Below are 25477 nucleotides of genomic sequence, written 5' to 3'. Positions count from 1 at the left end.
CTTCGATCAACTCAGCTCGGCTACCGCGAACAGTTCGTCTATCTGCTCCTGCGCCTGCTGCAAGGCAATGGCGCGCGGTTGCTCGCCCATCGCCAGGCCATGGGCGCGCACCACCCTCACATCGGTGATGCCGAGGAAACCGAGCACGAACTTGAGATAATCCTCGTGGGCCGCCGCGCTGGGCTGGCCTGCGTGCTGGCCGCCGGCGGTGGAGACGATCACCACCTGCTTGCCGGCCGCCAGCCCTTCGGGGCCCGCCTCGGTGTAGCGGAAGGTCTTGCCGGCTACGGTGATGCGGTCGATCCAGGCCTTCAGCTGGCTGGGCAGGGCGAAGTTGTACATCGGCGCGGCGATGACGATGGCGTCCGCCGCGAGAAACTCATTGAGCGCGGCCTCGGCCCGCGCCGCTTCATGCTGCTGCGCGGCATCGCGAAGATCCGCCGGGGTGCTGCCGGCGACCAGGCTGCCGGCCGACAGGTGCCCCAGCTCGTCGCCGGCCAGATCACGGTAGCTGACTTGCAGCTCGGACTCGCTGGCCTGCCAGGCCTGGACCACGGTGCGGCTCAATTGACGGGATACCGATGCGTCACCAAGGATGCTGGAGTCGATGTGCAGAAGTTTCATGGGCAAGGCTCCTGAATTCTGATCGCCGGTTGGCGATCTGCTGGGGATAAATCCTACCCATGGATTCAATTGCTGATTAGCCCTACAGAATGCGATAGTTCGTCCCACAGATAGGACGATAGCCATGCAAGATCTCAACGAGCTCTATTACTTCGCCAAAGTCGTCGAGGCCGGCGGGTTCGCCGCCGCCGGGCGCCAACTAGGCGTGCCGAAGTCGCGCCTGTCGCGGCGGATCGCCGAGCTGGAGGAGCGCCTCGGCGTGCGTCTGCTGCAACGCACGACGCGCAAACTGGCGCTGACCGACGTCGGCGAGCGCTACCTGCGCCACTGCCAGGCCATGCTGCTGGAGGCCGAGCAGGCCGAGGAAACCGTCGCCACCTTACGCAGCGAGCCGCGCGGCCGGCTGCGGGTGTCCTGTCCGGTGGGCTTCAGCCAGCTAACGCCAATCGTCACCGACTTTCTCAGCGCCTACCCGCAAGTGCAGCTCGAGGTGCTGATCAGCAACCGCCGCATCGACCTGCTCAATGAGGGTGTCGATGTCGCCCTGCGGGTGCGCACCGCCGATGACGAAGACCCGGCCCTGATCACCCGTCGCCTGCTCCCGGCCCAGAGCCTGTTGGTGGCGGCGCCAGCCTTGCTCGAAGGGCGCCACATCACCACGCCGGAAGATCTCGTCAGCCTGCCGGCGCTGGGTGCGCTGGAGGCCGATCGCAAGATTCACTATCGTCTGCAGGACCGCAGCGGCAATCGCCGCGATATCGCCCTGGAGGCACGCCTGAGTGTCGAGGACTTCGCGATCCGCAAGGCCGCAGCACTGGCCGGCTTGGGTATGACCCTGTTGCCGCAGGTTTTCTGTCAGGAGGAATTGGCCGATGGCCGTCTACAAGTCTTGCTGCCCGAGTGGAGCATCCCTGGCGGCTACCTGCAGGCGGTCTACCCGCACCGGCGCGGGATGCTGCCGGCGGTGCGCGCGTGGATCGAACACTTGCGTGCAGCCTTCAAGGATTACCCCGACCAGCCCGTCTGAAGCGAGGCCCGGATGACCGCCGACCAAGTCGCCGCCTATTGCCTGCAACTGCCAGGCGCCCGTGAGGACCTCAAATGGGGTAGCAACCGGGTGTTCTCGGTGGCGGGCAACAAGATGTTCGCCATCCTCGACTTCCTCGGCGACGGCCTGGCCTTCAAGGTCGAGAGCGAGCTGTTCCTCGGCTATGTCGACCGCCCCGGCATCCAGCCGGCGCCGTACCTAGCGCGCGCCTACTGGATCAGCATGACGGCGCCCTACCCGCTGAGCGATGCCGAGCTGCAAGACTTGCTGACCCGCTCCCATCAAATGGTGGTGCGCCGGCTGTCAAAGATCCGCCAGGTGGGGTTGTTACTCGATGTGGACTGAGCGATGAACGCTGCAGATCGCTTGCTCGGTTTCGGCGGCTAGCCGAGCCGCAACAAGATGTGAAGCAGAGACCCGAGATAGGCACCTTTCAGCAACAGCCAATCGACCCAGATGGCCTGATGCGCCAGCACAATCATCCAGAACACCGCCTGATAAGAGACCTTGCGGGTTTTATGCCGATAGACCTGCTGCGCCAGTAAGGCGCCGGGCCAACCGCCGAGCAGCTCGGCACTGTGCAGGGTGCTTTCCGGCGTACGCCAACGACCTTTTTCGGCGCTCTGCTTGTCATGGGCATACAGGCAAAAAGTGACCAGGCTGACCAGCAGGTAGGCGCACAGCGGCCAGATCAAGGCCTGCGTCAACAGCAGTTGTATCGAGCCGATCAGGGGCAACAGGCACAGGCCGGTAAACAGCAGGGTTTTGAACCCGAGGTTTTGCGGCAAGCCGAGAGAAGGCTTAGGTACGGAGCGTTTGGCTTGCGATCGAGGCTTGGCTGGTTGAGGTTTAAGCGCTTTGGGCTTGTTGCGAATAGTCGGTATATCGAGGCTCAGACCCTCCAGGCGCATATGCTCGGCGCGCAGGCGCCCCTGGTCATCCTTGCTGGCAATGTAAAGCACCGGGTCACCCGGCATGGGCCGGCGATCACCGCGCATGGCCGAGATGTGTACGAAGATCTGGCTGCCGCCCTGCTCTGGCGTGATGAAACCGAAACCCTTGTCATCGTTCCAGCTTTTTATCGAACCGCGTACTTCCATCTTCGTCGAACTGACCTGGCCGTGGTGGCCGGCCAGGTTACAAGAGGGCTGCGGCCTGCGCCAAGTGACGAAGAGCGCCCGGCGCCAGCGGGAACAGCCGGCGCCGGGCGATCAACTCAGCTGCCCGACTTGATCTTGCTCCACATGCGGGTGCGCACGCGGTCGATCTTCATCGGCATCGCCTCGAGCGCGAATAGCTTCTTCTGCACTTCGGCGGTGGGATAGATCTTGGTGTCGGCCTTGATCGCCGGGTTCACCAAGCTGTCTGCCTGTTCATTGCCGTTGGCGTATTGCACATGGTTGCTGATGTTGGCCATCACCTCGGGGCGCAGCAGATAGTTCATGAACGCATAGCCGGCTTTTTCATTCGGCGCATCGACCGGCATCGCCATCATGTCGAACCACATGGGAGCGCCCTCCTTGGGCACGGAATAGCCGATCTGGATACCGTTGTTAGCCTCCTTGGCACGCTCGGCGGCCTGGAAAACATCGCCGGAAAAACCGACCACCAGGCAGACATCACCGTTCGCCAGATCCGAGGTGTATTTCGAGGAGTGGAAGTAGCTCACATAGGGTCTGATTTTCATCAGCGCCGCCTCGGCCTTCTTGTAGTCATCCGGGTTCTGGCTGTGGTGCGGTAGCCCCAGGTAATTCAGGGTGATGGGAAAGACCTCGGGGCCATTGTCCAAAATGGCCACGCCGCACTTGCTGAGCTTCTCCATGTACTCGGGTTTGAACAGGATGTCCCAGGAGTCGATGACCGCATCCGCGCCCAGGACTTCCTTGATCTTGGCCACGTTGTAGCCGATGCCTGTGCTGCCCCACAGATAGGGGAAGCCATATTGGTTGCCAGGGTCGTTCGCTTCGAGCGCCTTGAGCAACACGGGATTGAGGTTGTTCCAGTTAGGCAACTGGCTCTTGTCCAACTTCTTCAAGGCGCCGCCCTGAATCTGCCGGGCCATGAAATGGTTGGAGGGCCCAACCACGTCATACCCGGAGTTGCCGGTCATCAACTTGCCGTCGAGGGTTTCGTTGCTGTCATACACGTCGTAAGTCGGCTGGATGCCCGTTTCGGCCTGAAAGTTCTTCAGGGTGTCCGGGGCGATATAGCTGGACCAGTTATAGATTCTCACCGTTTCGGCGGCCTGGCTCATCGAGGCCATCAGCATCAGCGGGACAAATATCTTGCGCATGTTGATTCCTTACTTTGATTTTGTTGTGGCTAAGGATTCTTGGGATAGCGATCGCTCAGGGAGCTACCGGCAGCGGCTTCAGAAAATCAGCACGTAGGTCTTGCGCACCGTTTCCTGAATATCCCAGATGCCGGTGCTGTTGGCCGGCAGCATCAACGCATCGCCGGCCTCGAGCTCCAGAGGCTCGCCGCCGTCCGGGGTGAAGGTGCAGCGGCCCTGAATGAAGTGGCAAAACTCCTGCTGCACGATTTGCCGGCGCCAGCGTCCCGGCGTGCATTCCCAGATGCCGGTCTCGACGCCATCGGGTCTTGTCACGCTGGTTGTCGAGGCGATGGCGACCGGCTCGCTCAAGGGCACGGCGACCGGCGCCGAGGCGGCAAGGGCCACGCTGGCGGTGTTTTTAAAGTGGGTGATGCTCATGGTTCGAGTACCTTTTTGTTAATCGTCCGCGAGTCGGTAACCAGCGGGGTTCTAGCGCATCAAAGCTTCCATGAAGTCCGCCAGGCGGCTGGCGAGCTTGCGTCTCCAAACGGGGCTGTGAGGGTTGGCGAGGACCTGATCCTCATACACGAAACTACGGATGATGGCGTTATAGCCGAGCCAGCGGCAGGGCTCCGGCTCCCAGGCTTTCAGCGCCTGAATGGAGTCGTCCTTAAGCACCCAGGGCTGACGGGTGAGCAGGCTGTCCTGGGCCAGAATCAAGTCCGCCAGGGTCCGCCCACCGAGGTTGCTGGCGCCCACGCCTTCACCGCCATAACCACCGGACAGCGCGATGCCGTTCTTGCGGTCGCAGAGCATGTGCGGGTGAAAATGCCGCGACATGCCCAGGTTGCCGCCCCAGGAATGGGTGATTTCGACTGCTTTTAGCTGCGGGAAGAGTTCGCCGAACAGATAGCGGCGCAGGCCAACTTCATCCTCGGTGAGATTGAAGTCATGGCGCAGTTTGCCGCCGAACTGATAGCCACCACGGGCGCCGAACACCAAGCGATCGTCAGCGGTACGCTGGCCGTAGGTGACCTGCCGGCTGCTTTCGCTGAAGGCTTGCCCGCGATCCAGGCCGATCTCGGCCCACGTGTTGGCTGACAACGGAGCCGTCGCGATCAGCAGGCTTTGCACCGGCAGTTGGTATTGGCCCAAGGGCGGCAAGGTGACCGAGTAGCCCTCCACCGCCGGCACCACCCAGCGGGCACGGACTTCGCCGTGGGTTGTACGAATCAGCCCCGGTTGCCAGTCGGTTACGCGGCTTTTTTCGAACAGCTGGACGCCCATGCGCTCGACTGTACGTGCCAGGCCACGAACCAGTTTGGCGGGTTGGATGGTCGCGCAGTGCGGGGTGTAGATCGCGCCGAAAGGCTTGGCGATACGCAGTTGCTGGCTCAGTTCGGCAGGGCTCAGCCAACGATAATCCGCTTCGCTCAGGCCCTGGCTGTAGAGATGCTCCAACTGCTGACGCAGGCTGGTTTCTTGCTCGGGATAGCGCGCGGCGCAGTACAGCACCCCTGCTTTGCGGTAGTCACACTCGATGCCTTCGCGCTGGAGTACCACCGCCACTTCGTCGGGAATGCCGTGCAGCAGGTCGAAGGCTGCGCGCCGCTGCTCTGCTGGCAGGCCGGCCAGCAGGCGATCCTCGCCGAGGAGATTACCCATCAGCCAACCCCCATTGCGCCCGGAGGCGCCAAAGCCGGCGGTCTCGGCCTCGACAATCGCGATGCGCAAGTGCGGCGCCTGACGCTTGAGGTAGTACGCGGTCCACAGCCCGGTATAGCCCGCCCCGATGATCGCGACGTCAGCCTCCAGCGCACCGTCCAGTGCCAGGCGCGCACTCAGTTCGTCGTCAAGCTGATCCATCCACAGGCTGATGCTGCGCCAGGCGGTCATGCGGAAACTCCAGGGGTGGACTGTATTTCCGCAAGAGCCTAGTGGCTCGGCTCAGCGCTTGTCTTGCGCGCGTGCCCGCAAAGAAATTTGCTCGCCAGGACTCAGCTTTAAATAGGCCTTGGGCGACAGCCCGGTGTGCTGGCGAAAGCACTTATAGAAGGCGGACAGGGAATTGAAACCTGCGGCGAAGGCCAACTCGTCGATCCGCACCGGCTGCGGGGCGGTTGCCAGCGTGGCCAACAGATGCTGTAGGCGCGCCTGGTTCACATAGCGGTAGAAGCTCTGCCCGAGCACCTGATTGAGCAGGTAGGAAATCTGGTTGCGACTGTAACCACTGTGAGCCGCCACCTGTTGCAGATTCAGCTCCGGATCGAGATAGGGTTGATCGCGCTCGAAATACTGCTGCAGGTCTTGCGCCAGGAAACCCAGTTGCCGCGCCGACAGGCCCAGGCGACTGATCGCCGGGCGACTGTCGGCTGCGGAGTTGGCGACACGGCTTTCGTGCACCAGCGAGGCGTACTCATTGACCCGCCAGATCAGGCCATCGCGCACGGTCAGCGCCTCACTGGCGCGGAAGGACACCAGCCCTTCGCCGCCACGCAAGGTGATCCGGTATTGGATAAAGGCCGTGTCGCCATCCAGGCGAATCCGGTCGCTGTGTTCCAGCGCCTCTTCCGGGCCACGCGGCATGGTGGCGCGCACGTAGTCGCGCAACTCGGTCAGATGCATCACGCGGTTCTGGAAGAAGTCGTTGTATTCGATATCCGGGTGATAGAGCGCCATCACTCCGTCGAGGTCCCGGCGCTTCCAGCAATAGTGGTAGCGCAGCACGGTTTCGCCGGTAATAGCAGTTTGCTCAGGGCCGTCGAAACGCTCGGTGGGCGACATGCAGGTCTCGCTAGGCAGATCAGGCGTAGACGGCGACGCCGCTTCGCAAATGTCAGCCCGCATAGCGAGCCACGCGGGCCATCAACTAAGCATAACCGTATCGACACTGAGGTGCGGGCTTGGAAACGCCGCAAAAACCCAGCTCCACTCAGCTAAAGGCGCACTCGCAAGCGCGCCTTTAGCTAGCCGCCGGATGCCTCTAGCCCATCAATGCTGGGCCGTGCTCCAGTCGATCCAGCCCAGCTGCCAGGTCGCCAGGATCAGCAGGCCGAAGCCGATGCGGTACCAGGCGAACGCCGCATAGCTGTGGCTGCCGATGAATTTCAGCAGGCTGCGCACGGCGATCATGGCGAATATGAAGGAGGTCACGAAACCGACGGCGAACACCGGCAGGTCGCCGGGCTGGAACAGGTCGCGGTACTTGTAGGCGGAATACACCGCGGCCCCGACCATGGTCGGCATGGCGAGAAAGAAGGAAAACTCGGTCGCCGCCTTGCGCGACAGACCGAACAGCAGGCCGCCGATGATGGTCGCCCCCGAGCGCGAAGTGCCGGGAATCATCGCCAGACACTGGGCGCAGCCGATCTTCAGCGCCTCTCTCCAGCCCATATCATCGACCGTCTCGGTGCGGATGACGTGCTCGCGCCGCTCGGCCCAGAGCATGACCACCCCGCCCACCACCAGCGCGCTCGCCACGGTGATCGGGTTGAACAGGTACGCGTGGATCAGGTCGGCGTAGAGCACGCCGAGAATCACCGCAGGCAGGAAGGCGATCAGCAGATTGGCGGTGAAGCGCTGGGCCGGGGCCTGGGTCGGCAGGCCGACGACCACGTCGGTGATTTTGCGCCGGAACTCCCAGACCACCGCCAGAATCGCCGCCAACTGAATGATGATATTGAACGCCATCGCCCGCTCGCCGCCGAAGCCAAGCAGGTCGGCGACAATAATCTGGTGGCCGGTGCTGGAAATCGGCAAAAACTCCGTCAGCCCTTCCACGATGCCCAAAATCAGCGCCTGAACGGCAACCCAAAGATCCATGCAGTCCCCTGTGTGGCAATGCCGCGCATTGCCGCATAATGAATTCAACAGCCAGATGCTGCCGGGCGAGCTTGTGACTCACCGGCGAAAAGTCAATTCCAACAAGCGGATGCCCAAACGGAACGACAACCCGGCAGGCGCTCGGGTTTGCCGCGTGGGCGCGGAGATGCTATCAGAGGTGTGGTACAAACGTCGCATGACGAATGGATGAAGCGCATGGAACATCAGGAAATCGACCTGCACCAACCGCAAAATCAGGATCTGATCTGGGATATGGGGAGCCTGGCCCGCCGCGAGCTGGCCGAGCGCTTCATGCGCCTGTTCGAGAATCGTCTGTGCGTTTACTCCGAGTCGGTGCGCCAACTGTATACCAACTACACCCTGCACTTCCCCTCCGATCTCGGCCGCAAGATGGTGGTGCTGCCCAACACCTACGCCTTTCACGACACCCTGCATGGCATCGACGCCGAGGCCATCCGCAAGACCGGTCTGTGCGTGCTGCCCGGCGCGTTACTGGGCAAGCCCGGGTTGCTGCTCGCCAATCACCTTGACGAAGGCGGCCAAACACCCAAGACCATGCCGTTCAGGGCCGCGCTGGCGCAGATCATCAGCAAGCAAAAGCAAGCCGGCGGCCTGTTTCTGCCGATCCTGCAGAAAGGCGACCTGCGCGAATTCGACCAGCAAATGCCCTACATCCATCTGCATCGCTTGCAGGTGAACAAACTCACTCACCTCTCCGCCTTCGATCGCGACGATATCCAGCAGACCATTACCCGCAAGTTGCTGATGCTCTATCGGGAGGCGGATAGCCTGGTCTGCTGAACCCCAACTTGAATCGCTCCGGCCTTCCCAGACACGCTCCGGGCTCGTGAAATAACGTTTTTCGAGCTTTACCAGCGACAGCTGATTGTTGAACGCATGCGCTCGCTTGCGTTTGCTGTGGCGCTTGATCCCGCTATACGGACTGTGCCCTGCCCCTGTCGGCCACCTCGGCCACTTGCACCTTGAAACCGCCCATTCTTGAGCGTCAACAGCTGTCGAAATAGTGCGCACCTGTTCCGCTGTCAAAACACCTCGCCTCAAGCAAAGCCCGAGAAATGGCGGCGTTGCCCTGTGTTCTGGGATGTCGTTTCAAGAATGGAACAGGTTTGGCCAAGAGCCCAACAACCCCGGATTTACAGGACTTCCGGCGGTTGCTTCAGCAGGTACGTGTCATTAGCAGAACAACCAAGCCCTGTCCATCAGCGCAATTGATGCTTGTGCAACAGGCGATAGAAAGTCGGCCTGGAGATACCCAGCATGCGGGCGGCCACGCTCATGTTGCTGCTATGCCGCGCCAAGGCATCACGGAGCGCCTGGCACTCGGCCTCGGTCTTGTAGTGCTCCAGGGTACCCAGAGGCAGATAGGCTTCGTCGAGATTATCCAACCCCAGATCGGCGGCCTCGATCTGCCTACCTTCCGCCAATACCAGACCACGCCGCACCCGGTTGGCCAACTCGCGGACATTGCCCGGCCAACTATGCTGAGTCATCGCTACCTGGGCCCCCTCGCTGAAACGCCGGGGCCGCTTGCCCATCTCGTGGCTGTAGAGGCGGGCGAAATGGTTGGCCAGCAGCACCAGATCACTCGACCGCTCGCGCAAAGGCGCGGTCATGACCTGCAGCACATTGAGTCGGTAATACAGATCCTCACGGAAACTCCCGTGACGCACGGCCTCTTCAAGATCCACATGGGTGGCCGCCAGGATGCGCACATCCACCTTGATCGGCAGGGAACTGCCAACACGCTCGATCAGTTGCTCCTGCAGAAAGCGCAGCAGGTTCACCTGCAACTCCTGCGGCAAATCGCCAATTTCGTCGAGGAACAAAGTCCCGCCGTCCGCCGCCTCGATGCGCCCGACCTTGCGCTGGTGGGCGCCGGTGAAGGCCCCTTTCTCGTGGCCAAACAGTTCGGACTGGATCAGATTTTCCGCAATGGTGCCGCAATTGATGGCAACGAATGGCTTTTCGGCACGCCGCGACTGGACGTGCAACGCTCGCGCAACCATCTCTTTACCGGTACCGCTTTCGCCGCGGATCAGCACTGGCGCATCGGTGGGCGCCAACTTGGCCAGCAGTTTTCGCAGTTCACGGGCCGGACGGCTTTCACCCAGAATTTCGTTCCCATGTGCATCCGCCAGGAGACTCTTCCTGCCCCGCAGACGCGCCATCCCCACTGCTCGGCCCAGCATGACCTGCACACGTTCGACATCGAACGGCAAGGTATGGAAATCGAAGAACCATTCGCCGATCAGATCGCTGGTTCCCTTGCGCGACAGCAGATCAGGACTGAGTATGGCGATCCATTCGGTGCCACTGCGCTGAATCAAATTCTTGATGTGCTCCGGTCGGTCAAGATGCGTGGAGTGCAGACGCAGCAGGCCCACATCGCAAACGCGTGAGACTGCGGCGTCCAGCGTACAGCTCTCTACATCCCAGCCGATATTGCTCAAGTTGGGCAAAAGTTGGTGGCAGTGGTCGCAAGGATCGACCATCAGTAATCGACGAGTACCGACAGTAGTGTTCAACATATCCATCCCTTGGCGTCAAATTTACGACAGTCAATAAAAACAATATGTTGGCCAGGACAAAGTAAAATTTAGCGGAATTTTGACACTTGATAGGATCGTTTATTCATAACCTAAGCTGGAAAAAAGCCTGGCTTAACCTATGCGCCACTTCTTTACGCTGAGCCGCGCTAGCCCAGCCTTCATCGCCGTACTGCCCGGCACGCGTCCAAAAGCGTTGTTTTCGCCTTGCTTGCCAAGCCGCGAAGGCTTGGCATAACGTCCGACAAAATTAAAACTCCACAAGGAAGTGTTCGATGCGTGCCCTTCGTCGCGCCCTGCTGCTGTGCCTTTGCATTGTTCTGGTTGGGCTGGCCGTACCGCTCTACTACATCGCCCGCCCCAACCTGCCGGCCTACGAGCAGCCCAGTACGCTGCACTACCTCGATCAGTGGAGCCCGCAGGCGCGGCAAACCTACTACTACACCCCGCAGGGCACGCAGGTGAAAGGCCTGCACTACGACTGGTTCGTCGCCCTCGAACTGCCGTTTTCCCGCGACAAGCTGGCCAGCCCTGACTACCTCGCCCGCTTCGGCTTTCTGATCGATCCGCAGCAACAACCGACGGCGCTCAACCCCGGCAACCTGCCGGTCGGCTTTGCCCGCCATGCCGATAGCGAAACCGCTGCGCAATACCTGGATATCACCTGTGCGGCCTGCCACACCGGCGAGTTGCGCTACCAGGGACAAGCCATCCGCATCGATGGCGGCGGCGCCCTGCATTCGCTAGCCTCGACGGTACCCACCCTGCGTGGTGGCGGCTTCGGCCAGGCGCTGGGCATGAGCATGGCCTTCACCTACTACAACCCGCTGAAGTTCAACCGCTTCGCCAAGCGCGTGCTGGGCGAACGCTATGCGCAAGAGCGCACGCAACTGCGGCACGACTTCAAAGTCGTGCTCGACCGCCTGCTCGCCACGGCCTACAACGACTGGCACCGCGGCCTCTACCCGACCGAGGAAGGCTTCGGCCGCACCGATGCCTTCGGCCGCATCGCCAACAGCGTGTTCGGCGATGCCATCGATACCCGCAACTACCGGGTGGCCAACGCGCCGGTCAGCTATCCGCAGGTCTGGGATATCTGGAAGTTCGACTGGGTGCAGTGGAACGGCTCGGCCATGCAACCGATGGCGCGCAATATCGGCGAAGCACTGGGGGTCGGCGCCACCTTGCAGATCTTCGACAGCCACGGCCAGGCCATACCGGAGGCCGAACGCTATGCCTCCAGCGTGCGCCTGCGCGACCTCTACACCCTGGAAGAAACCCTCAAGCAACTGCAACCACCAACCTGGCCGGAACAAGTGTTCGGCAAAGTCGACCTGGAACTGGCCAGCCAGGGCCGCGCGCTGTTCGCGGAAAACTGCGCCTATTGCCATGCCCCGGTGCCCAAACCCGAAGATCAGCGCTACGCCCCCACACGCGATCCCGAATGGCGCATGCGTGTGGTGCCGACCAGCATCGTCGGCACCGATCCGACGGCGGCGAACAACATCGCCGATCACCGCTTCGATATCCGCAAACTGGCCTGGAGCAAGGAGCAGCTCGGCAAGTTGGACGTGCGGCTGTTCGGCAGCCAGCTCGCGGACGTGGACTTCGCCAGCATCTCCAGCGCCAAAGGGCTGGCCTACATCACCGCGTATGTGGAGAACCGGGCCTATCAGGATGCCGGCATCCCGGATAGCGAGCGCGCCCGCATGAACGGTTACGGCCTGCCCATCGGCGTGCAGGAGAAGCGCGGCTACAAGGCCCGCCCGCTGGATGGCATCTGGGCGACTCCACCGTTCCTGCACAACGGCTCGGTGCCCAACCTATTCCAGTTGCTCTCGCCGCAGTCCGAGCGTTCCAACCAGTTCTGGGTCGGTAACCATGAGTACAACCCGAAACATATTGGCTATCACACCGAAAAATTCGCCGGTGGCTTTCTGTTCCAGACCGCGGTTACCGGCAATAGCAACCGCGGCCATGAATTCCGCAACGGTTGTCGCAGCCAGGGCATCATCGGCCGCGGCCTGCAGCCGGAGGAGCGCTGGGCGCTGGTCGAGTACCTGAAAACCCTGGGCAACGCTCAGCTGGAAGCACAGCTCAAACCCGTGCAAGCCAAACCCTGGACGCCAGGCCCCAATTGCCAAGGCTGAACAATCGGCGCTCAACTCCAGGCGCCGACCAACAGGAACAACAAGATCAACAAGGATGCTTACATGCTGAAAAAATTCTGGCTCTGGCTGGGCCGCCTGCTCGGCAAGTTCATCGCTCTGCTGCTGGTCCTCGGCTTGACCGGCTGGGCAACCGGCACGCTGTACTATGGCTGGAAATTTTCCGGCCCGGTCGCCAGCGAAGAGCAGATCCCAGCCGGTGAAGCGGCCCTGACCCAAGGCATCATCGAGGACGCCATCCGCATCGTCGAACAGCATCGCGACAACACCCGCGTTCTGCGTGACGCCCATGCCAAGGCCCATGGCTGCGTGCGGGCGGAAGTCCAGGTGCTGCCCGACTTGCCCACCGAGTTGCGTCAGGGCGTGTTCCGCGAGCCGGGGAAGACCTGGCAAGCCTGGATGCGCCTGTCCAACGGCAATGCCTACCCGCAATTCGATCGCGCGCGCGACGCCCGCGGCATGGCCATCAAGCTGCTCGACGTGCCCGGCGCCACGCTGATGAGCAGTCCCACCGGCAGCGGCGAGCAAGACTTCGTGATGTTCAACAACACGGCGTTCTTCGTCCGCGACGTGGCGGAATACCAAAGCAACTTCGCCGCCCAGGCCAGCGGCAAGAAAGTCCTGGCCTTCTTCCCCAGCTGGGACCCACGCAGCTGGGAGGTTCGCCACCTGTTCATTGCCCTGCAAACCCTCAGCGCCGCGCCAGAAAGCCCGGTGGCGACTACCTACAACTCGATCGCCCCGTTCAAGCTCGGCTCGCACAACATCAAGTACCGAGTGATTCCAGCCCGCGGCAGCTGCCCCGGCTATGACCTGCCGGCGCAGAACCGTGATCTACCGAACTTCCTGCGCAATGCGCTGTACCAGCAACTGTCACTGGATCGCGTGCCGGCCTGCTTCGCGCTGCAGGTGCAACGGCAGAATCCCGCGTATTACATGCCGATCGAAGATCCCAGCGTGGAATGGGATGAGTCGATTGCGCCCTTCGAAACCGTCGCCACCGTTAAGCTCCCGGCGCAGGACTTCGATACGCCGGAGCAGAATCGGTTCTGCGACAACCTGTCGTTCAACCCCTGGCATTCATTGCCTGAGCACCAGCCGATTGGCGGCATCAACCGCCTGCGCAAGGCCGTTTATGAAGCTGTCAGCGTCTATCGCCATGAGCGCAATGCCCATCCTTGAGCGCGGCCAAGTCAGGCCAAGGGCTATGCGCCATCCTGGCAAGTGCAGGATGGCGTATAGCCCGGGTAGTCGAAGGAATTTTCGACAAAGCGACAATTTCAGTTCTTTTTGCGTCCCGATGTGACTCGCGAGTCAACTCCGCTCATCCACTTGCATAACAGGCCATGACGGCGCTTAGCGTTAAAGGCCGACTATTGCAATGGGTACCATTCGGAGAACAACCTCATGAACGCCACGCTCCGTTTCAACGAAGCACTTCTGATCGCAGGCCGCGCGTTCCAACCTTTCCAGTGCGTGGCCTGGTCCGCACTGGATGGCACCGGCGAACTCAGCCTGACCGTCATCGACCGCACCAGCACGCGCCTGCTGGGCCGCACTCAACTCTCCAGCAGCATCTATAGCGACCCCGAGCGACTGGCTCGCGAACTGAAAAAATCGCGCGATGAACTGAGCCAGCAGGGCTACGCCCTCGAGCCCTGGCAGATGCCGGAATAAGCGCCGCCCACTTCCCGCTGAACTGCGGCCGAGGTGCTAGCACCTCGGCCAACCCGCTCTCTCTTGATTCCCCGCCACGGCGCTTGACGCCTTTCCGCGCGCACCAACCAGCCTCTCGCCCCTCTTGCCTAAGCAGCCCTGACACAGTTGCCTGCGCATGAGCAGCCGGGCCGATATTGGCAATATCTGTGCGAACAATGACATTGTCGCCACCGCGAGGGCGGCCCACACTGAGCGCAATTGAACAGCGAGGTGTGCGATGGAGGCATTGCGGCGGGTCGCCTGCCTGATTTTTCCGGAGGTCATGAGCCTGGATGTCACCGGGCCCATGCAGGTGTTCGCCTCGGCCAATGTCGAACGCCAGCGCCAGGGGCTACCGCCCGCCTATGAATTGAGCCTGCTCGGCAAGCAGTCTGGGCCGGTGGCCACCTCCGCCGGGCTGCGCCTGTACACCGACCGTCCCTGGCGGGAGATCGATCCGGCGCAGCTGGATACCCTGCTGGTGCCGGGCGGCCAGGGCGTGGATGCGCAGCGCGCCGATGCGTCACTGCTCGCCTGGCTGCACGGCGCCGAACCCCAAGTGCGGCGGCTCGGCTCGGTCTGCTCCGGCGCCCTGATCCTGGCCGCCGCCGGGGTGCTGGACGGCCGCCTCGCCACCACCCATTGGGCCGACACCGACGAGTTGCGCGCGCGCTATCCCGCCGTGCAGGTCCAGGCCGACCGTCTGCATACCTACGACCCGCACAACCGTGTTGGCGATGCCCATGTCTTCACGTCCGCCGGTGTCACCGCCGGCATCGACCTGGCCTTGGCGCTGGTCGAGGCCGATCTCGGCCGGGCGCTGGCTCTGGCGGTAGCCCGGCGGCTGGTGATGTTCCTGCGCCGCCCCGGCGGCCAGGCCCAGTTCAGCGCTCTGCTCACCCCTGAGCCCTGCCGTGTACCGCGGCTGGCGGCCCTGCTCGACTGGATCCCCGCCCACCTCGGCGATGACCTGTCGCTGGCTGCGCTGGCCGAACAGGCATGTCTAGCACCGCGCACCTTGTCTCGCCTGTTCGTCCAGGAACTGGGCATGGGCCCCGGGCGCTATGTCGAACGCATCCGTCTCGAAGCTGCGCGCGCACTGCTGCAGGACACCCAGGTGTCGATCAGCACAGTGGCGCGACTGGCCGGCTTCGGCCACCCGGAGAACCTGCGCCGTACCTTTCACAAGCATCTGGCCATCAGCCCCCAGGAATACGCCCAGCGCTTCGGCTGAAACCATCCCAAGGAGAGCCCCATGCTGCAACTACGCCCGAATTGCGAATGCTGTGACTGTGACTTGCCCGGCGACTCCGGCGACGCCTTCATCTGCTCGTTCGAGTGCACCTTCTGTCGCGGCTGCGCCAGCCACCTGCAGCATCGCTGCCCGAACTGTGGCGGCCTACTGCTCGCCCGTCCGCCGAGGTCGCCAGCCAAGCTGGCACGTTTCCCTGCCTCCAGCGAACGCGTCTACAAACCCGCTGGCTGTGCCGGGCAGATCACCTCAGGCAACGAGGACCGCCCTGCGTAGTCCGGCGATCCTCGGCATGCGGCCTTGCTCTGCCCGGCTAGTGCTGGCGTGGTGAAATAAAAAAGGCGGCTATCGGGCCGCCTTTTTACCGGAGTGCGCCTCAGTAGTAGGCATTCTCGCGGTTGCTGTGGTCGGTGACGTCACGCACGCCCTTCAGCTCCGGAATGCGCTCCAGCAAAGTCCGCTCGACGCCATCCTTGAGGGTCAGGTCGACCTGACCGCAACCCTGGCAACCGCCGCCGAAACGCAACACGGCAATGCCGTCCTCGACGACTTCGATCAGCGAGACTTGGCCGCCGTGGCTGGCCAGGCCGGGGTTGATCTCGGTCTGCAGGAAGTAGTTGATGCGCTCGTTGAGCGGGCTGTCTTCGTTGACCATCGGTACTTTGGCATTCGGTGCCTTGATGGTCAGCTGGCCGCCCATGCGGTCGGTGGAGTAGTCGACCACAGCGTCGGCCAGGAAGGGCTCGCTGACCGCGTCGATCCAGGCGGTGAAGCTTTTCAGCGCCAGGGCGCTGTCTTCGACCTTTTCTTCACCGGGCTTGCAGTAGGCGATGCAGGTCTCGGCGTATTGGGTGCCGGGCTGGGTGATAAAAATGCGAATGCCGATCCCCGTGGTGTTCTGCTTGCTCAGCAGATCAGCCAGATAGTCGTGGGCAGCTTCGGTAATAGTGATGGCGCTCATGGCAACTCCTCGCAAACGTGCCGGCAGTTTACGCCAATCGACCCCATGCTTGAAGTCCTAGTGTTTTGGTCGGAATAAGCCCGAAGGAACAAACAGTCGCGACCACCGCTCATCGTCAAGGAATTAGTCCTCACAGGTTTTGGTAGCGGTTCATGTCCAGCACCCCGGCTTCGACCGGCTCGGTGTCATGGATATAGGCCGCGAGATCATGGAAGTAATGCCAGAACTGCGGGTTGGAACGGCGGATGCCCCAACGCTCGACGACCTTGTCGAACGCCGCAGCATCGCGTGCCTGCTCCAAAGCCGCGACAAAACCCGGTACCTCAGCAGCTTTGAGGTTGAACATGAAGTTCGGGTAGCTGCTCAGCACGCCCGGGTAAACGGTCAGGGTGTCCAGCCCGGGCTGATAGCGCCTCTCCTCACCGATCATGAACGCGACATTGCTGTGCGCGCGGTTGCGCAGCAGGCTGTAGACCTCACGCTTGCCCTCCGGCAATTCGACCCGCAGCAGTGTCGCCTCCGGCAGTTGCTCAATCACCTTGAGCCCGGCGGCCGGGCGGCTGGCCAGGCGGCTGAGGGCCTGCTCGGCATCCTGCTGGGCCGGCACCAGGTTCGGCCGATAACACTGACCGGCGCGGCAGCGGTTGATCGGGTCGGGCCGCGCGTTGAGATCGCCATAGCGCTGCAGCAGGGCTTCGGCAAAAGCCTGCTTGGGTTGCTCAACCGGCAGTTGCAGGGCAGTCGGGGAATCGTCGTCGATGCTCTGGTAATCCAGCCACATCTTCAGTTTGCCGCTGTTCTGGTACCAGTCGCCGAGCAGCGCCACGCGCGAATCCGCCGGCATCAGGCGGAGGAAATTGACCTCGGCGCCGTTGCGGATCAGGTCGAAGTACAGCCGCGTCTGCGCCTGATGGGAAACATTGCCGAACACGTCGAAGTTGACCACCAGCTGATAATAGGTGCGCTCGAGCAGCGGGAAGTCCAGCCACCAGATGGTCTGCGGAATCTCGCCGACCAGGCCCTTGCGCACCGAGGCGCTGTCGAACTGGCGGAAGATCGACAGCAAGGCATTGTCGTTGTCGCTCCAGATGTGCGACCAACTGGGCGCCGGGGCCTCGGCATAGGCATCCATGCGCAAGGCCTCGTAGTCATTGCGCTTGTCGCGATACGCGTGCCAGAGGCCGAACAGGTCGCCGATCTCATCGAACTGCCCGGGCATCGCCAGCAACGGTGTGGCCTGCTCGCGATAGGCCGCATCGGTGATGTACAGGTCGTGCTGCGGGTCCTGGAACAGCGTCCAGAAGTTGTCACGGATCACGTCGGTGGCGATCTGCCCACGGCAAACCGGCCCGCGGATAAAGGTGCGGACGAAGTACTCGGCGTTATCCAGCATGAACTGGTAGCGCGCCTGGGCGGGAATGGCGGCAAAGGTCTCAAAGGGGTTGGCGCGGCGCTGGGCGCCATAGCCCGGCACCTTATCCGCATGCCAGTCGCCGGCGAAGAACAGCTGCTTGACCCGCGCCAGCTTCCCAGCACTCAAGGGATAGGTGATATGGGTCTTGTGCACGATCACGCCCTGGATCGGCCACAGGCGGTAGTAGAACTGGCTGCCCGGGTCCTCATTCGGCCGGCGGGTGGCGATCGGGTCGATCGGCTGCCCGCTCGGCGTGCGCGAACGCACCAACTGGAAGAAATGTCCGGCCTCGCCACCCTCGAAGTACAGATGGGCGAGGAACAGATGCTCAAACAGCCAACGCCCCACCAACGTCTCGCGCGCGCCCGGGGCATTCAGCAGGGCCTCCCAGTCAGCAATTTGCTCGGCTTCCGCCAGCGAGGGCGTCAACACCTGCTCGTCGACCGGCGCGCCCTGGGCAAGCCAGCGCTGCAAGGTCTGGTACTCCTGGTCACTGAGCCCGGCGACGGCGAACGGCATACCGGCATGAGCGAACTTCTTCGCGTAGGCATCGAACTCGCCGGGCAGCGGGCACTGGTTCTGCCGGTTGATAGAGATATCCAGATCGGCCGGCAGCTTGGCATTGGGCACCGGCGGATTGGCGCGCCCCAGCTCCAGCATGCGCGCCATCAGCGCGGCCTGGCCGCCCTGGGCATCCAACACCGAATTGAAGCCCTTGCGCCGCCAGGCTGCCTCGCCCTGGGCATCGAAATACAGGCGGGTGGTGGCCTGCGCCTGGGTGCGCCCGCCGTCGTACACCGGCAGCTTGCTGGCGCCGCGCGATGCCCCTTCACCGCTGCCGAGGTTGAGCTGACACGGCGCGTCGTAGCACGCGTGGCAGGCCACGCACTTCTGCGTGAGAATCGGCTGGATGTCGCGGCTGTAGGAGACTTCGACCGCTTGCACGGGCGTCATCAGCAGCATGAAAGGCAACGACAAGACAACAAACACTCGCGACAGCATGGGCAGCTCCAGATCATCCAATGAGGTGGATTCTACTGGCGCACCACTCATGCGGACGAGCCCGGCTTTAGTCGTGAACATGAATACGGCTCATGTAAAACGCCATAAAGCTCGGAACGACTAAGGTTTTGTTATCATCTCGCCCCTTTGTCATAGCTTCTCTCAGGTAGTTCTGTCCATGTCCCTGTCCGATCGCAGCGCCCGCTTACACGCTCTCCAGCAAGCCCTGAAGGAACGCATCCTGATCCTCGACGGCGGCATGGGCACCATGATCCAGAGCTATAAGCTGGAGGAAGAGGACTACCGCGGCGTGCGCTTCGCCGACTGGCCGAGCGACGTCAAGGGCAACAACGACCTGCTGATCCTCAGCCGCCCGGACGTGATCGGCGCCATCGAGAAGGCCTACCTGGACGCCGGTGCGGACATCCTCGAAACCAACACCTTCAACGCCACCCGCGTGTCCCAGGCCGACTACGGCATGGAAGCGCTGGTCTACGAACTGAACGTCGAAGGCGCACGCCTGGCCCGCCAGGTGGCCGATGCCAAGACCGCCGAGACGCCGAATAAGCCGCGCTTCGTCGCCGGCGTGCTCGGTCCAACCAGCCGCACCTGCTCGATCTCCCCAGACGTGAACAACCCCGGCTACCGCAACGTCACCTTCGACGAGCTGGTGGAAAACTACGTGGAAGCCACCCGCGGCCTGATCGAAGGCGGCGCGGACCTGATCCTGATCGAGACCATCTTCGACACCCTCAACGCCAAGGCGGCGATCTTCGCCGTGCAACAGGTGTTCGAGGAAGACGCCGTCGAGCTGCCGATCATGATCTCCGGCACCATCACCGACGCCTCCGGCCGCACCCTGTCCGGACAAACCACCGAGGCGTTTTGGAACTCGGTGCGCCACGCCAAGCCGATCTCTGTGGGGCTCAACTGCGCCCTCGGCGCCAAGGACCTGCGTCCGTATTTGGAAGAGCTGGCGACCAAGGCCGAGACCCATGTCTCCGCCCACCCCAACGCCGGTCTGCCCAACGCCTTCGGCGAATACGACGAGACCCCGGCCGAGATGGCGACGGTGGTCGAAGAGTTCGCCGCCTCCGGCTTTCTCAATATCGTCGGCGGCTGCTGCGGCACCACGCCAGGTCATATCCAGGCGATTGCCGAGGCGGTGGCCAAGTACCAACCACGTGCTATTCCGGACATTCCCAAGGCCTGCCGGCTGTCCGGCCTGGAGCCGTTCACCATCGATCGCAACTCGCTGTTCGTGAACGTCGGCGAGCGCACCAACATCACCGGCTCGGCCAAGTTCGCCCGCCTGATCCGCGAGGACAACTACACCGAGGCCTTGGAAGTCGCCCTGCAGCAGGTGGAAGCCGGCGCGCAGGTGATCGACATCAACATGGACGAGGGCATGCTCGATTCGCAGAAGGCCATGGTGACCTTCCTGAACCTGATCGCCGGCGAGCCGGACATCTCGCGCGTGCCGATCATGATCGACTCCTCCAAGTGGGAGGTGATCGAAGCCGGTCTGAAATGCATCCAGGGCAAAGGCATCGTCAACTCGATCTCGATGAAGGAAGGCGTCGAGGCCTTCAAGCACCACGCCAAGCTGTGCAAGCGCTACGGCGCCGCCGTGGTGGTGATGGCCTTCGACGAAGCCGGCCAGGCCGACACCGCCGCGCGCAAGCGCGAGATCTGCCAGCGCTCCTACGACATCCTGGTCAACGAAGTCGGCTTCCCGCCGGAAGACATCATCTTCGACCCGAATATCTTCGCGGTTGCGACGGGGATTGAAGAGCACAACAACTACGCGGTTGACTTCATCGAGGCCTGCGCCTATATCCGCGACCACCTGCCCCATGCCCTCAGCTCCGGCGGCGTGTCCAACGTGTCGTTCTCCTTCCGCGGCAACAACCCGGTGCGCGAGGCGATCCACTCGGTTTTCCTCTACCACGCGATCCAGAACGGCCTGACCATGGGCATCGTCAACGCCGGCCAGCTGGAAATCTACGACGAGATTCCCAAGGAGCTGCGCGACAAGGTCGAAGACGTGGTGCTCAACCGCACCCCGCACGGCACCGAGGCGCTGCTGGCGATCGCCGACCACTACAAGGGCGACGGCAGCGTCAAGGAAGTGGAAGACGAAGCCTGGCGCGCCCTTCCGGTGGACAAGCGCCTGGAACACGCGCTGGTCAAGGGCATCACCGCCTTCATCGTCGAGGACACCGAGGAGTGCCGCCAGCAGTGCGCGCGCCCCATCGAGGTCATCGAGGGCCCGCTGATGAGCGGCATGAACGTGGTCGGCGACCTGTTCGGGGCCGGCAAGATGTTCCTCCCGCAGGTGGTCAAATCCGCCCGCGTGATGAAGCAGGCCGTGGCCCACCTGATCCCCTTTATCGAGGCGGAAAAAGGCGACAAGCCGGAAGCCAAGGGCAAGATCCTCATGGCCACGGTCAAGGGCGACGTGCACGACATCGGCAAGAACATCGTCGGCGTGGTACTCGGCTGCAACGGCTACGACATCGTCGACCTCGGCGTGATGGTGCCGGCGGAGAAGATCCTGCAGACCGCCATCGCCGAGAAGTGCGACATCATCGGCCTGTCCGGCCTGATCACGCCGTCGCTGGACGAGATGGTCCACGTCGCCCGCGAGATGCAACGGCAGGGCTTCAGCCTGCCGCTGATGATCGGTGGCGCCACCACCTCGAAGGCGCACACCGCGGTGAAGATCGAGCCCAAGTACCAGAACGACGCGGTGGTCTACGTCACCGACGCCTCGCGCGCCGTTGGCGTGGCCACCCAACTGCTGTCCAAGGAGCTGAAAGCCGGCTTCGTCGAGCGTACCCGCGCGGATTATGTGGAGGTCCGTGAACGCACCGCGGCGCGCGCCTCGCGCACCGAGCGCCTGGCCTACGCCGACGCCCTGGCCAACAAGCCACAGTTCGATTGGAGCGACTATCGCGCGCCCAAGCCGAGCTTCACCGGCGTGCAGGTGCTGGAAGATATCGATCTGGCGACTCTGGCCGAATTTATCGACTGGACGCCGTTCTTCATCTCTTGGGACCTGGCCGGCAAGTACCCGCGCATCCTCACCGATGAAGTGGTCGGCGAAGCCGCCACCTCACTGTTCAACGATGCCCAGGAAATGCTGAAGAAGCTGATCGACGAGAAACTCATTCGCGCCAAGGCAGTCTTCGGTTTCTGGCCGGCCAATCAGATCAACCACGACGACATCGAGGTCTATGACGCGCGCGGCAAGTCGCTCGCGATCCTGCACCACCTGCGTCAGCAGACCATCAAGCCGGACAGCAAACCGAACCTGTGCCTGGCCGACTTCGTCGCGCCGAAGGAAAGCGGCATCACCGATTACGTTGGCGGCTTCATCACCACCGCCGGCATCGGCGCCGAGGAAGTCGCCAAGGCTTACCAGGCCAAGGGCGACGACTACAACTCGATCATGGTCAAGGCGCTCGCCGACCGTCTCGCCGAGGCCTGCGCCGAGTGGCTGCACCAGCAGGTGCGCACGCACTACTGGGGCTACGCGCAAGACGAGCATCTGAGCAACGAAGAGCTGATCAAGGAACAGTACAAGGGCATCCGCCCTGCCCCGGGTTATCCGGCCTGCCCGGACCACACCGAGAAAGGCACGCTGTTCCAACTGCTCGACAAAGACGGCGCCAGCGGCGTGACCCTCACCGAGCACTACGCCATGTTCCCGGCCGCCGCCGTCAGCGGCTGGTACTTCGCCCATCCCGAGGCGCAGTATTTCGCCGTCGGCAAGGTCGACAAGGACCAGGTCGAGAGCTACAGCAAGCGCAAGGCCCAGGATCTGGCCGTCAGCGAACGCTGGCTGGCGCCGAACCTCGGCTACGACAACTGAGTCAATCGCCGCAAAAACAAAGCCCGCAAAATGCGGGCTTTGTTCTGATGCGTGCCTCAGCGGCGCCTTTGGTGCCGCGCTCAATGCAATTTCGACGGCGACTTGCGGACGATCTTGATCGAGTGGGTCAGAGCCGGTTTGCGCGTCACGCTGATCGCCCGGCGGGTGACGGTGTCGATGGTGATGTTCCAGAACCCCGAGCTTGGCACGGTGATTTTCGCTGGAAATTTATCGAATGCGCCGCCGTGATAGGTATGGCGCCCGCCATTCTTGAAGCTGCGGAAATTCGCATCGTTCATCAGGCGGATGTTGCAGGGCTGCGAGCACTGGATGACGACGATATCGTCCTCATTCAGATGTTCGCGCTGGTGTATGAATTTCATCGACAGCTCCACGCCGCTTTTGCCAAATCAGGCCGACAGTATGGGCCGTAGGATGGATTGCGCGAAGCGATACCCATCGATTCGCCACTGGCTTTCGCTCCGCTCAACGCCAACCGCCCCGCGACAAGGCGCTCTACGCGCCAGCGGCGCGCGGTGGTAGCATGCGCGCCCCATGAAAATCCACGATATCCACCAACGCCTCGCCGACCTCGGCGCCAAGCCCATGCATATCGGCCGGATCAGCCGTGCCTGGCTGAAAGGCCTGCCGCTGGATACCGGCACCCGCCATCAGCAGACCGAGAACTTTCTGCCGCTGAGCGTGCGCGAGGGTTTGCCAGAGCTGGCGCAGACACTGGATGGCCTGGCGCGCCTGCGTTCGGAGCACCCGGGCGCCGACGGCTCCGCGCGCCTGTTGGTCGAACTGGCCGACGGGCAAATGGTGGAAAGCGTGCTGTTGCCGCGCGACGGGCTGTGCGTATCGACCCAAGTCGGTTGCGCAGTGGGCTGCGTGTTCTGCATGACCGGCAAGAGCGGCCTGCTGCGCCAGCTCGGCAGCGCCGAAATCGTCGCCCAGGTCGCCCTCGCCCGGCGCTTCCGCCCGGTGAAGAAGGTGGTGTTCATGGGCATGGGCGAGCCGGCGCACAACCTCGACAACGTGCTGGAGACCATCGATCTGCTTGGCACCGAGGGCGGCATCGGCCACAAGAACCTGGTGTTCTCCACGGTCGGCGACATGCGCGTGTTCGAGCGCCTGCCGCAGCAACGGATCAAGCCAGCCCTGGCCCTGTCGCTGCACACCACCGATGCCGAACTGCGCCAGCAACTGCTGCCGCGCGCACCGCGCATCGACCCCGAGGAGCTGGTCGCGCTGGGCGAAGACTATGCCCGCCGCTTCGCCTACCCGATCCAATACCAGTGGACGCTACTCGCCGGGATCAACGACAGCCAGGAAGAAATGGACGGCATCCTGCGCCTGCTCAAGGGCAAGTTCGCGGTGCTCAACCTGATTCCCTACAACAGCCTGGAAGCCGATGAATTCCAGCGCCCTGCCGGCGAGCGGATCGTGCAGATGGTGCGCTACCTGCACAGCCGTGGCGTGCTGACCAAGGTACGCAACTCCGCGGGCCAGGATATCGACGGCGGCTGCGGCCAGCTGCGGGCGCGAGCGGTGGATGTGGTGAACACCCGGCAGCTGCACAAGCCCGCACGCTGAGAACCTGTCTACGATCTGCTGCGCGTCGGTCAAACTGCGTTGAAAACGGCTTCGGAATGCTCATTTACAACGCGTAAACTCCGCTTCCTCAGCCGTTTGACTCGCTACGCTCGCCCTGCGGGCCAGCCTTCGGCTGTTACTCCCGTTGGTCGTTGCGCCTTGTTTGACTCTAGCTCGCGAGATCGTAAACAGGTTCTGAGAGCCTCGCCGGTACTGAACGGAGTCAGGCCACCGCCCCATGCGGCCTAGCCGGCGAACAGGCGGATGCGCTGCGGCTGCGTCAGCACGGTCGAGGGCTTCATGCCGATGATGCTGCGGAAGGTGTGGCAGAAATGCGCCGAGTCGCTGAAGCCAGCCGCCACGGCCGCTTCGGTCAGGCTCAGGCCGCGGGCCACACTAGTGGTGCTGACAAACAAGCGGTGCCACTGACGGTAGCGGCGGATAGGGATGCCGATCTTCTGGCGGAACAGCTGGGTCAGACGCGGCACCGAGAGCGCGATTTGTTCCGCCAGGTAGTCGATGGAGTGGTTGCAGGCCACATCGCCCTTGATCAGGCTCACCACCCGGACGATGCGCGGGTCGGGGGCGAAGCCGGCGGGCACTTGCTGGCGTGGGTTGATCAGCCGTTCCAGCCAGGCATAGACCTGCTCCGGCGCGGCGCTGCCGCGATGCAAGGTGTCGAACTGCTGGGCGCAGGCCGCCTCCTCGTCCAGCCCGAACCGCATCCCGATCGCCTCCCCGCTCATACGCGGCGCCAGCAGGGCGAAGTCCTCGCCGAAGACATCCAGGTAGCAGACCGCGACCCGCGACAGCCCGGTATCCACGGACAGCGCCAAGCCGGCCGGCAGCAGCGCGCTGCGGCACGTCACTTCATCCCCCTGGCGGCGGATACGCAGCGGCCCATCCAGGCTCAGCACCAGCATGGACGCGGCCTGGGACAGTTGCAGCGGCTCCTCCAGGGGGCCGAGGTAGAAGGTCCGTTTGTCCCACAGATACAGCAAGATCGGGGCATCGTTCGGGAGCATGGGCATTTCCCCCTGGCGGCCTGCGCATACGGCCGCTCTGGTTGTTGTTGGCGGCGAGGGTTAACACAAGCCCGGAATCGCGGCCTAATCTGCCCGACACTTTTTGTGACTTATGTCACAGATTATC

General features: G+C 62.8%; 22 protein-coding genes. 10 read left to right on the top strand and 12 right to left on the bottom strand.

Features of this window, described 5'->3' with window-relative positions; translation table 11 throughout:
* Positions 1 to 6 precede the first annotated feature (6 nt).
* On the bottom strand, positions 7 to 624 hold the full coding sequence (locus D3880_RS11180) for an FMN-dependent NADH-azoreductase (RefSeq protein ID WP_119893521.1): 618 nt from the start codon (positions 622 to 624) through the stop codon (positions 7 to 9).
* Between the two features lie 124 nt (positions 625 to 748).
* On the opposite strand from D3880_RS11180, the gene D3880_RS11175 reads away from it, so the two are divergent.
* Entirely contained in the window at positions 749 to 1651 is a 903-nt protein-coding gene (locus tag D3880_RS11175) for a LysR substrate-binding domain-containing protein (RefSeq protein ID WP_119893520.1), read from the top strand.
* Positions 1652 to 1663: 12 nt separating this feature from the next.
* Positions 1664 to 2017, top strand: a complete 354-nt coding sequence (locus D3880_RS11170; RefSeq protein WP_119893519.1) for an MmcQ/YjbR family DNA-binding protein — start codon at positions 1664 to 1666, stop codon at positions 2015 to 2017.
* A 38-nt stretch (positions 2018 to 2055) separates the two neighbouring features.
* Here D3880_RS11170 and D3880_RS11165 read toward each other — a convergent pair whose 3' ends face one another.
* From D3880_RS11165 to D3880_RS11140, 6 genes are all read right to left on the bottom strand, one after another.
* A complete protein-coding gene (locus D3880_RS11165) occupies positions 2056 to 2772 on the bottom strand; it encodes a DUF1294 domain-containing protein (protein ID WP_119893518.1) in 717 nt (238 codons plus the stop codon).
* Positions 2773 to 2888: 116 nt separating this feature from the next.
* Positions 2889 to 3965, bottom strand: a complete 1077-nt coding sequence (locus D3880_RS11160) for a polyamine ABC transporter substrate-binding protein (RefSeq protein ID WP_119893517.1) — start codon at positions 3963 to 3965, stop codon at positions 2889 to 2891.
* Between the two features lie 78 nt (positions 3966 to 4043).
* Complete coding sequence (locus D3880_RS11155; RefSeq protein ID WP_119893516.1) at positions 4044 to 4385, bottom strand: cupin domain-containing protein; 342 nt, start codon at positions 4383 to 4385, stop codon at positions 4044 to 4046.
* 51 nt (positions 4386 to 4436) lie between these two features.
* Positions 4437 to 5843: an NAD(P)/FAD-dependent oxidoreductase gene (locus D3880_RS11150; protein ID WP_119893515.1), complete on the bottom strand. Its 1407-nt coding sequence runs from the start codon at positions 5841 to 5843 to the stop codon at positions 4437 to 4439.
* A 51-nt stretch (positions 5844 to 5894) separates the two neighbouring features.
* Complete coding sequence (locus D3880_RS11145; RefSeq protein WP_119893514.1) at positions 5895 to 6731, bottom strand: helix-turn-helix domain-containing protein; 837 nt, start codon at positions 6729 to 6731, stop codon at positions 5895 to 5897.
* 207 nt (positions 6732 to 6938) lie between these two features.
* A complete protein-coding gene (locus D3880_RS11140) occupies positions 6939 to 7769 on the bottom strand; it encodes an undecaprenyl-diphosphate phosphatase (protein ID WP_119893513.1) in 831 nt (276 codons plus the stop codon).
* A gap of 216 nt (positions 7770 to 7985) precedes the next feature.
* On the opposite strand from D3880_RS11140, the gene D3880_RS11135 reads away from it, so the two are divergent.
* Entirely contained in the window at positions 7986 to 8591 is a 606-nt protein-coding gene (locus D3880_RS11135; RefSeq protein ID WP_177412168.1) for a hypothetical protein, read from the top strand.
* Between the two features lie 419 nt (positions 8592 to 9010).
* Here the strand turns inward: D3880_RS11135 and D3880_RS11130 are convergent, their stop codons facing one another.
* Positions 9011 to 10339: a sigma-54 dependent transcriptional regulator gene (locus D3880_RS11130; protein ID WP_119895720.1), complete on the bottom strand. Its 1329-nt coding sequence runs from the start codon at positions 10337 to 10339 to the stop codon at positions 9011 to 9013.
* Between the two features lie 293 nt (positions 10340 to 10632).
* Between D3880_RS11130 and D3880_RS11125 the strand changes: the two genes are divergently transcribed.
* The 5 genes from D3880_RS11125 to D3880_RS11105 all read left to right on the top strand — a co-directional run bounded on the left by D3880_RS11125 (position 10633) and on the right by D3880_RS11105 (position 15751).
* A complete protein-coding gene (locus D3880_RS11125; protein WP_119893511.1) occupies positions 10633 to 12507 on the top strand; it encodes a di-heme-cytochrome C peroxidase in 1875 nt (624 codons plus the stop codon).
* 63 nt (positions 12508 to 12570) lie between these two features.
* Positions 12571 to 13707 carry a catalase family protein gene (locus D3880_RS11120; RefSeq protein ID WP_119893510.1) on the top strand — a complete coding sequence of 379 codons (1137 nt, stop codon included), beginning with the start codon at positions 12571 to 12573 and terminating at the stop codon, positions 13705 to 13707.
* A 225-nt stretch (positions 13708 to 13932) separates the two neighbouring features.
* The gene (locus D3880_RS11115) at positions 13933 to 14202 is read left to right on the top strand and encodes a hypothetical protein (RefSeq protein ID WP_119893509.1); all 270 of its coding nucleotides are present in this window, start codon (positions 13933 to 13935) and stop codon (positions 14200 to 14202) included.
* A 259-nt stretch (positions 14203 to 14461) separates the two neighbouring features.
* On the top strand, positions 14462 to 15457 hold the full coding sequence (locus D3880_RS11110; protein WP_119893508.1) for a GlxA family transcriptional regulator: 996 nt from the start codon (positions 14462 to 14464) through the stop codon (positions 15455 to 15457).
* Between the two features lie 21 nt (positions 15458 to 15478).
* On the top strand, positions 15479 to 15751 hold the full coding sequence (locus tag D3880_RS11105; RefSeq protein WP_119893507.1) for a DUF1272 domain-containing protein: 273 nt from the start codon (positions 15479 to 15481) through the stop codon (positions 15749 to 15751).
* A 100-nt stretch (positions 15752 to 15851) separates the two neighbouring features.
* On the opposite strand, the gene nfuA is transcribed toward D3880_RS11105, so the two are convergent.
* Both nfuA and D3880_RS11095 read right to left on the bottom strand, forming a co-directional pair.
* Positions 15852 to 16436 (bottom strand): Fe-S biogenesis protein NfuA, encoded by a 585-nt coding sequence (nfuA, locus tag D3880_RS11100; RefSeq protein ID WP_119893506.1) that lies wholly within the window; start codon positions 16434 to 16436, stop codon positions 15852 to 15854.
* A gap of 130 nt (positions 16437 to 16566) precedes the next feature.
* Positions 16567 to 18813 carry a fatty acid cis/trans isomerase gene (locus tag D3880_RS11095; protein ID WP_238474446.1) on the bottom strand — a complete coding sequence of 749 codons (2247 nt, stop codon included), beginning with the start codon at positions 18811 to 18813 and terminating at the stop codon, positions 16567 to 16569.
* Between the two features lie 211 nt (positions 18814 to 19024).
* Between D3880_RS11095 and metH the strand changes: the two genes are divergently transcribed.
* Positions 19025 to 22729 carry a methionine synthase gene (metH, locus tag D3880_RS11090; protein ID WP_119893504.1) on the top strand — a complete coding sequence of 1235 codons (3705 nt, stop codon included), beginning with the start codon at positions 19025 to 19027 and terminating at the stop codon, positions 22727 to 22729.
* A gap of 80 nt (positions 22730 to 22809) precedes the next feature.
* Here metH and D3880_RS11085 read toward each other — a convergent pair whose 3' ends face one another.
* Positions 22810 to 23112, bottom strand: coding sequence for a DUF1883 domain-containing protein (locus tag D3880_RS11085; RefSeq protein WP_119893503.1), 303 nt, complete (start codon positions 23110 to 23112; stop codon positions 22810 to 22812).
* 172 nt (positions 23113 to 23284) lie between these two features.
* On the opposite strand from D3880_RS11085, the gene D3880_RS11080 reads away from it, so the two are divergent.
* Positions 23285 to 24325 carry an RNA methyltransferase gene (locus D3880_RS11080; protein WP_119893502.1) on the top strand — a complete coding sequence of 347 codons (1041 nt, stop codon included), beginning with the start codon at positions 23285 to 23287 and terminating at the stop codon, positions 24323 to 24325.
* A gap of 245 nt (positions 24326 to 24570) precedes the next feature.
* Here the strand turns inward: D3880_RS11080 and D3880_RS11070 are convergent, their stop codons facing one another.
* Positions 24571 to 25350 (bottom strand): helix-turn-helix domain-containing protein, encoded by a 780-nt coding sequence (locus D3880_RS11070; protein WP_162934983.1) that lies wholly within the window; start codon positions 25348 to 25350, stop codon positions 24571 to 24573.
* Between the last annotated feature and the right edge of the window lie 127 nt (positions 25351 to 25477).

It is taken from the genome of Pseudomonas cavernae, from assembly GCF_003595175.1.
Taxonomy (GTDB): domain Bacteria; phylum Pseudomonadota; class Gammaproteobacteria; order Pseudomonadales; family Pseudomonadaceae; genus Aquipseudomonas; species Aquipseudomonas cavernae.
This window is presented reverse-complemented; position numbering and strand designations above follow the sequence as displayed.

Coding starts and splice junctions, on each gene's coding strand:
- D3880_RS11080 (WP_119893502.1), top strand. CDS start 23,285: ATGAAAATCCACGATATCCACCAACGCCTCGCCGACCTCGGCGCCAAG.
- D3880_RS11150 (WP_119893515.1), bottom strand. CDS start 5,843: ATGACCGCCTGGCGCAGCATCAGCCTGTGGATGGATCAGCTTGACGAC.
- D3880_RS11095 (WP_238474446.1), bottom strand. CDS start 18,813: ATGCTGCTGATGACGCCCGTGCAAGCGGTCGAAGTCTCCTACAGCCGC.
- D3880_RS11085 (WP_119893503.1), bottom strand. CDS start 23,112: ATGAAATTCATACACCAGCGCGAACATCTGAATGAGGACGATATCGTC.
- D3880_RS11180 (WP_119893521.1), bottom strand. CDS start 624: ATGAAACTTCTGCACATCGACTCCAGCATCCTTGGTGACGCATCGGTA.
- D3880_RS11170 (WP_119893519.1), top strand. CDS start 1,664: ATGACCGCCGACCAAGTCGCCGCCTATTGCCTGCAACTGCCAGGCGCC.
- D3880_RS11115 (WP_119893509.1), top strand. CDS start 13,933: ATGAACGCCACGCTCCGTTTCAACGAAGCACTTCTGATCGCAGGCCGC.
- D3880_RS11145 (WP_119893514.1), bottom strand. CDS start 6,731: ATGTCGCCCACCGAGCGTTTCGACGGCCCTGAGCAAACTGCTATTACC.
- D3880_RS11175 (WP_119893520.1), top strand. CDS start 749: ATGCAAGATCTCAACGAGCTCTATTACTTCGCCAAAGTCGTCGAGGCC.
- D3880_RS11140 (WP_119893513.1), bottom strand. CDS start 7,769: ATGGATCTTTGGGTTGCCGTTCAGGCGCTGATTTTGGGCATCGTGGAA.
- D3880_RS11160 (WP_119893517.1), bottom strand. CDS start 3,965: ATGCGCAAGATATTTGTCCCGCTGATGCTGATGGCCTCGATGAGCCAG.
- D3880_RS11110 (WP_119893508.1), top strand. CDS start 14,462: ATGGAGGCATTGCGGCGGGTCGCCTGCCTGATTTTTCCGGAGGTCATG.
- D3880_RS11130 (WP_119895720.1), bottom strand. CDS start 10,339: ATGTTGAACACTACTGTCGGTACTCGTCGATTACTGATGGTCGATCCT.
- D3880_RS11165 (WP_119893518.1), bottom strand. CDS start 2,772: ATGGAAGTACGCGGTTCGATAAAAAGCTGGAACGATGACAAGGGTTTC.
- D3880_RS11125 (WP_119893511.1), top strand. CDS start 10,633: ATGCGTGCCCTTCGTCGCGCCCTGCTGCTGTGCCTTTGCATTGTTCTG.
- nfuA (WP_119893506.1), bottom strand. CDS start 16,436: ATGAGCGCCATCACTATTACCGAAGCTGCCCACGACTATCTGGCTGAT.
- D3880_RS11120 (WP_119893510.1), top strand. CDS start 12,571: ATGCTGAAAAAATTCTGGCTCTGGCTGGGCCGCCTGCTCGGCAAGTTC.
- D3880_RS11070 (WP_162934983.1), bottom strand. CDS start 25,350: ATGCTCCCGAACGATGCCCCGATCTTGCTGTATCTGTGGGACAAACGG.
- D3880_RS11105 (WP_119893507.1), top strand. CDS start 15,479: ATGCTGCAACTACGCCCGAATTGCGAATGCTGTGACTGTGACTTGCCC.
- D3880_RS11135 (WP_177412168.1), top strand. CDS start 7,986: ATGGAACATCAGGAAATCGACCTGCACCAACCGCAAAATCAGGATCTG.
- D3880_RS11155 (WP_119893516.1), bottom strand. CDS start 4,385: ATGAGCATCACCCACTTTAAAAACACCGCCAGCGTGGCCCTTGCCGCC.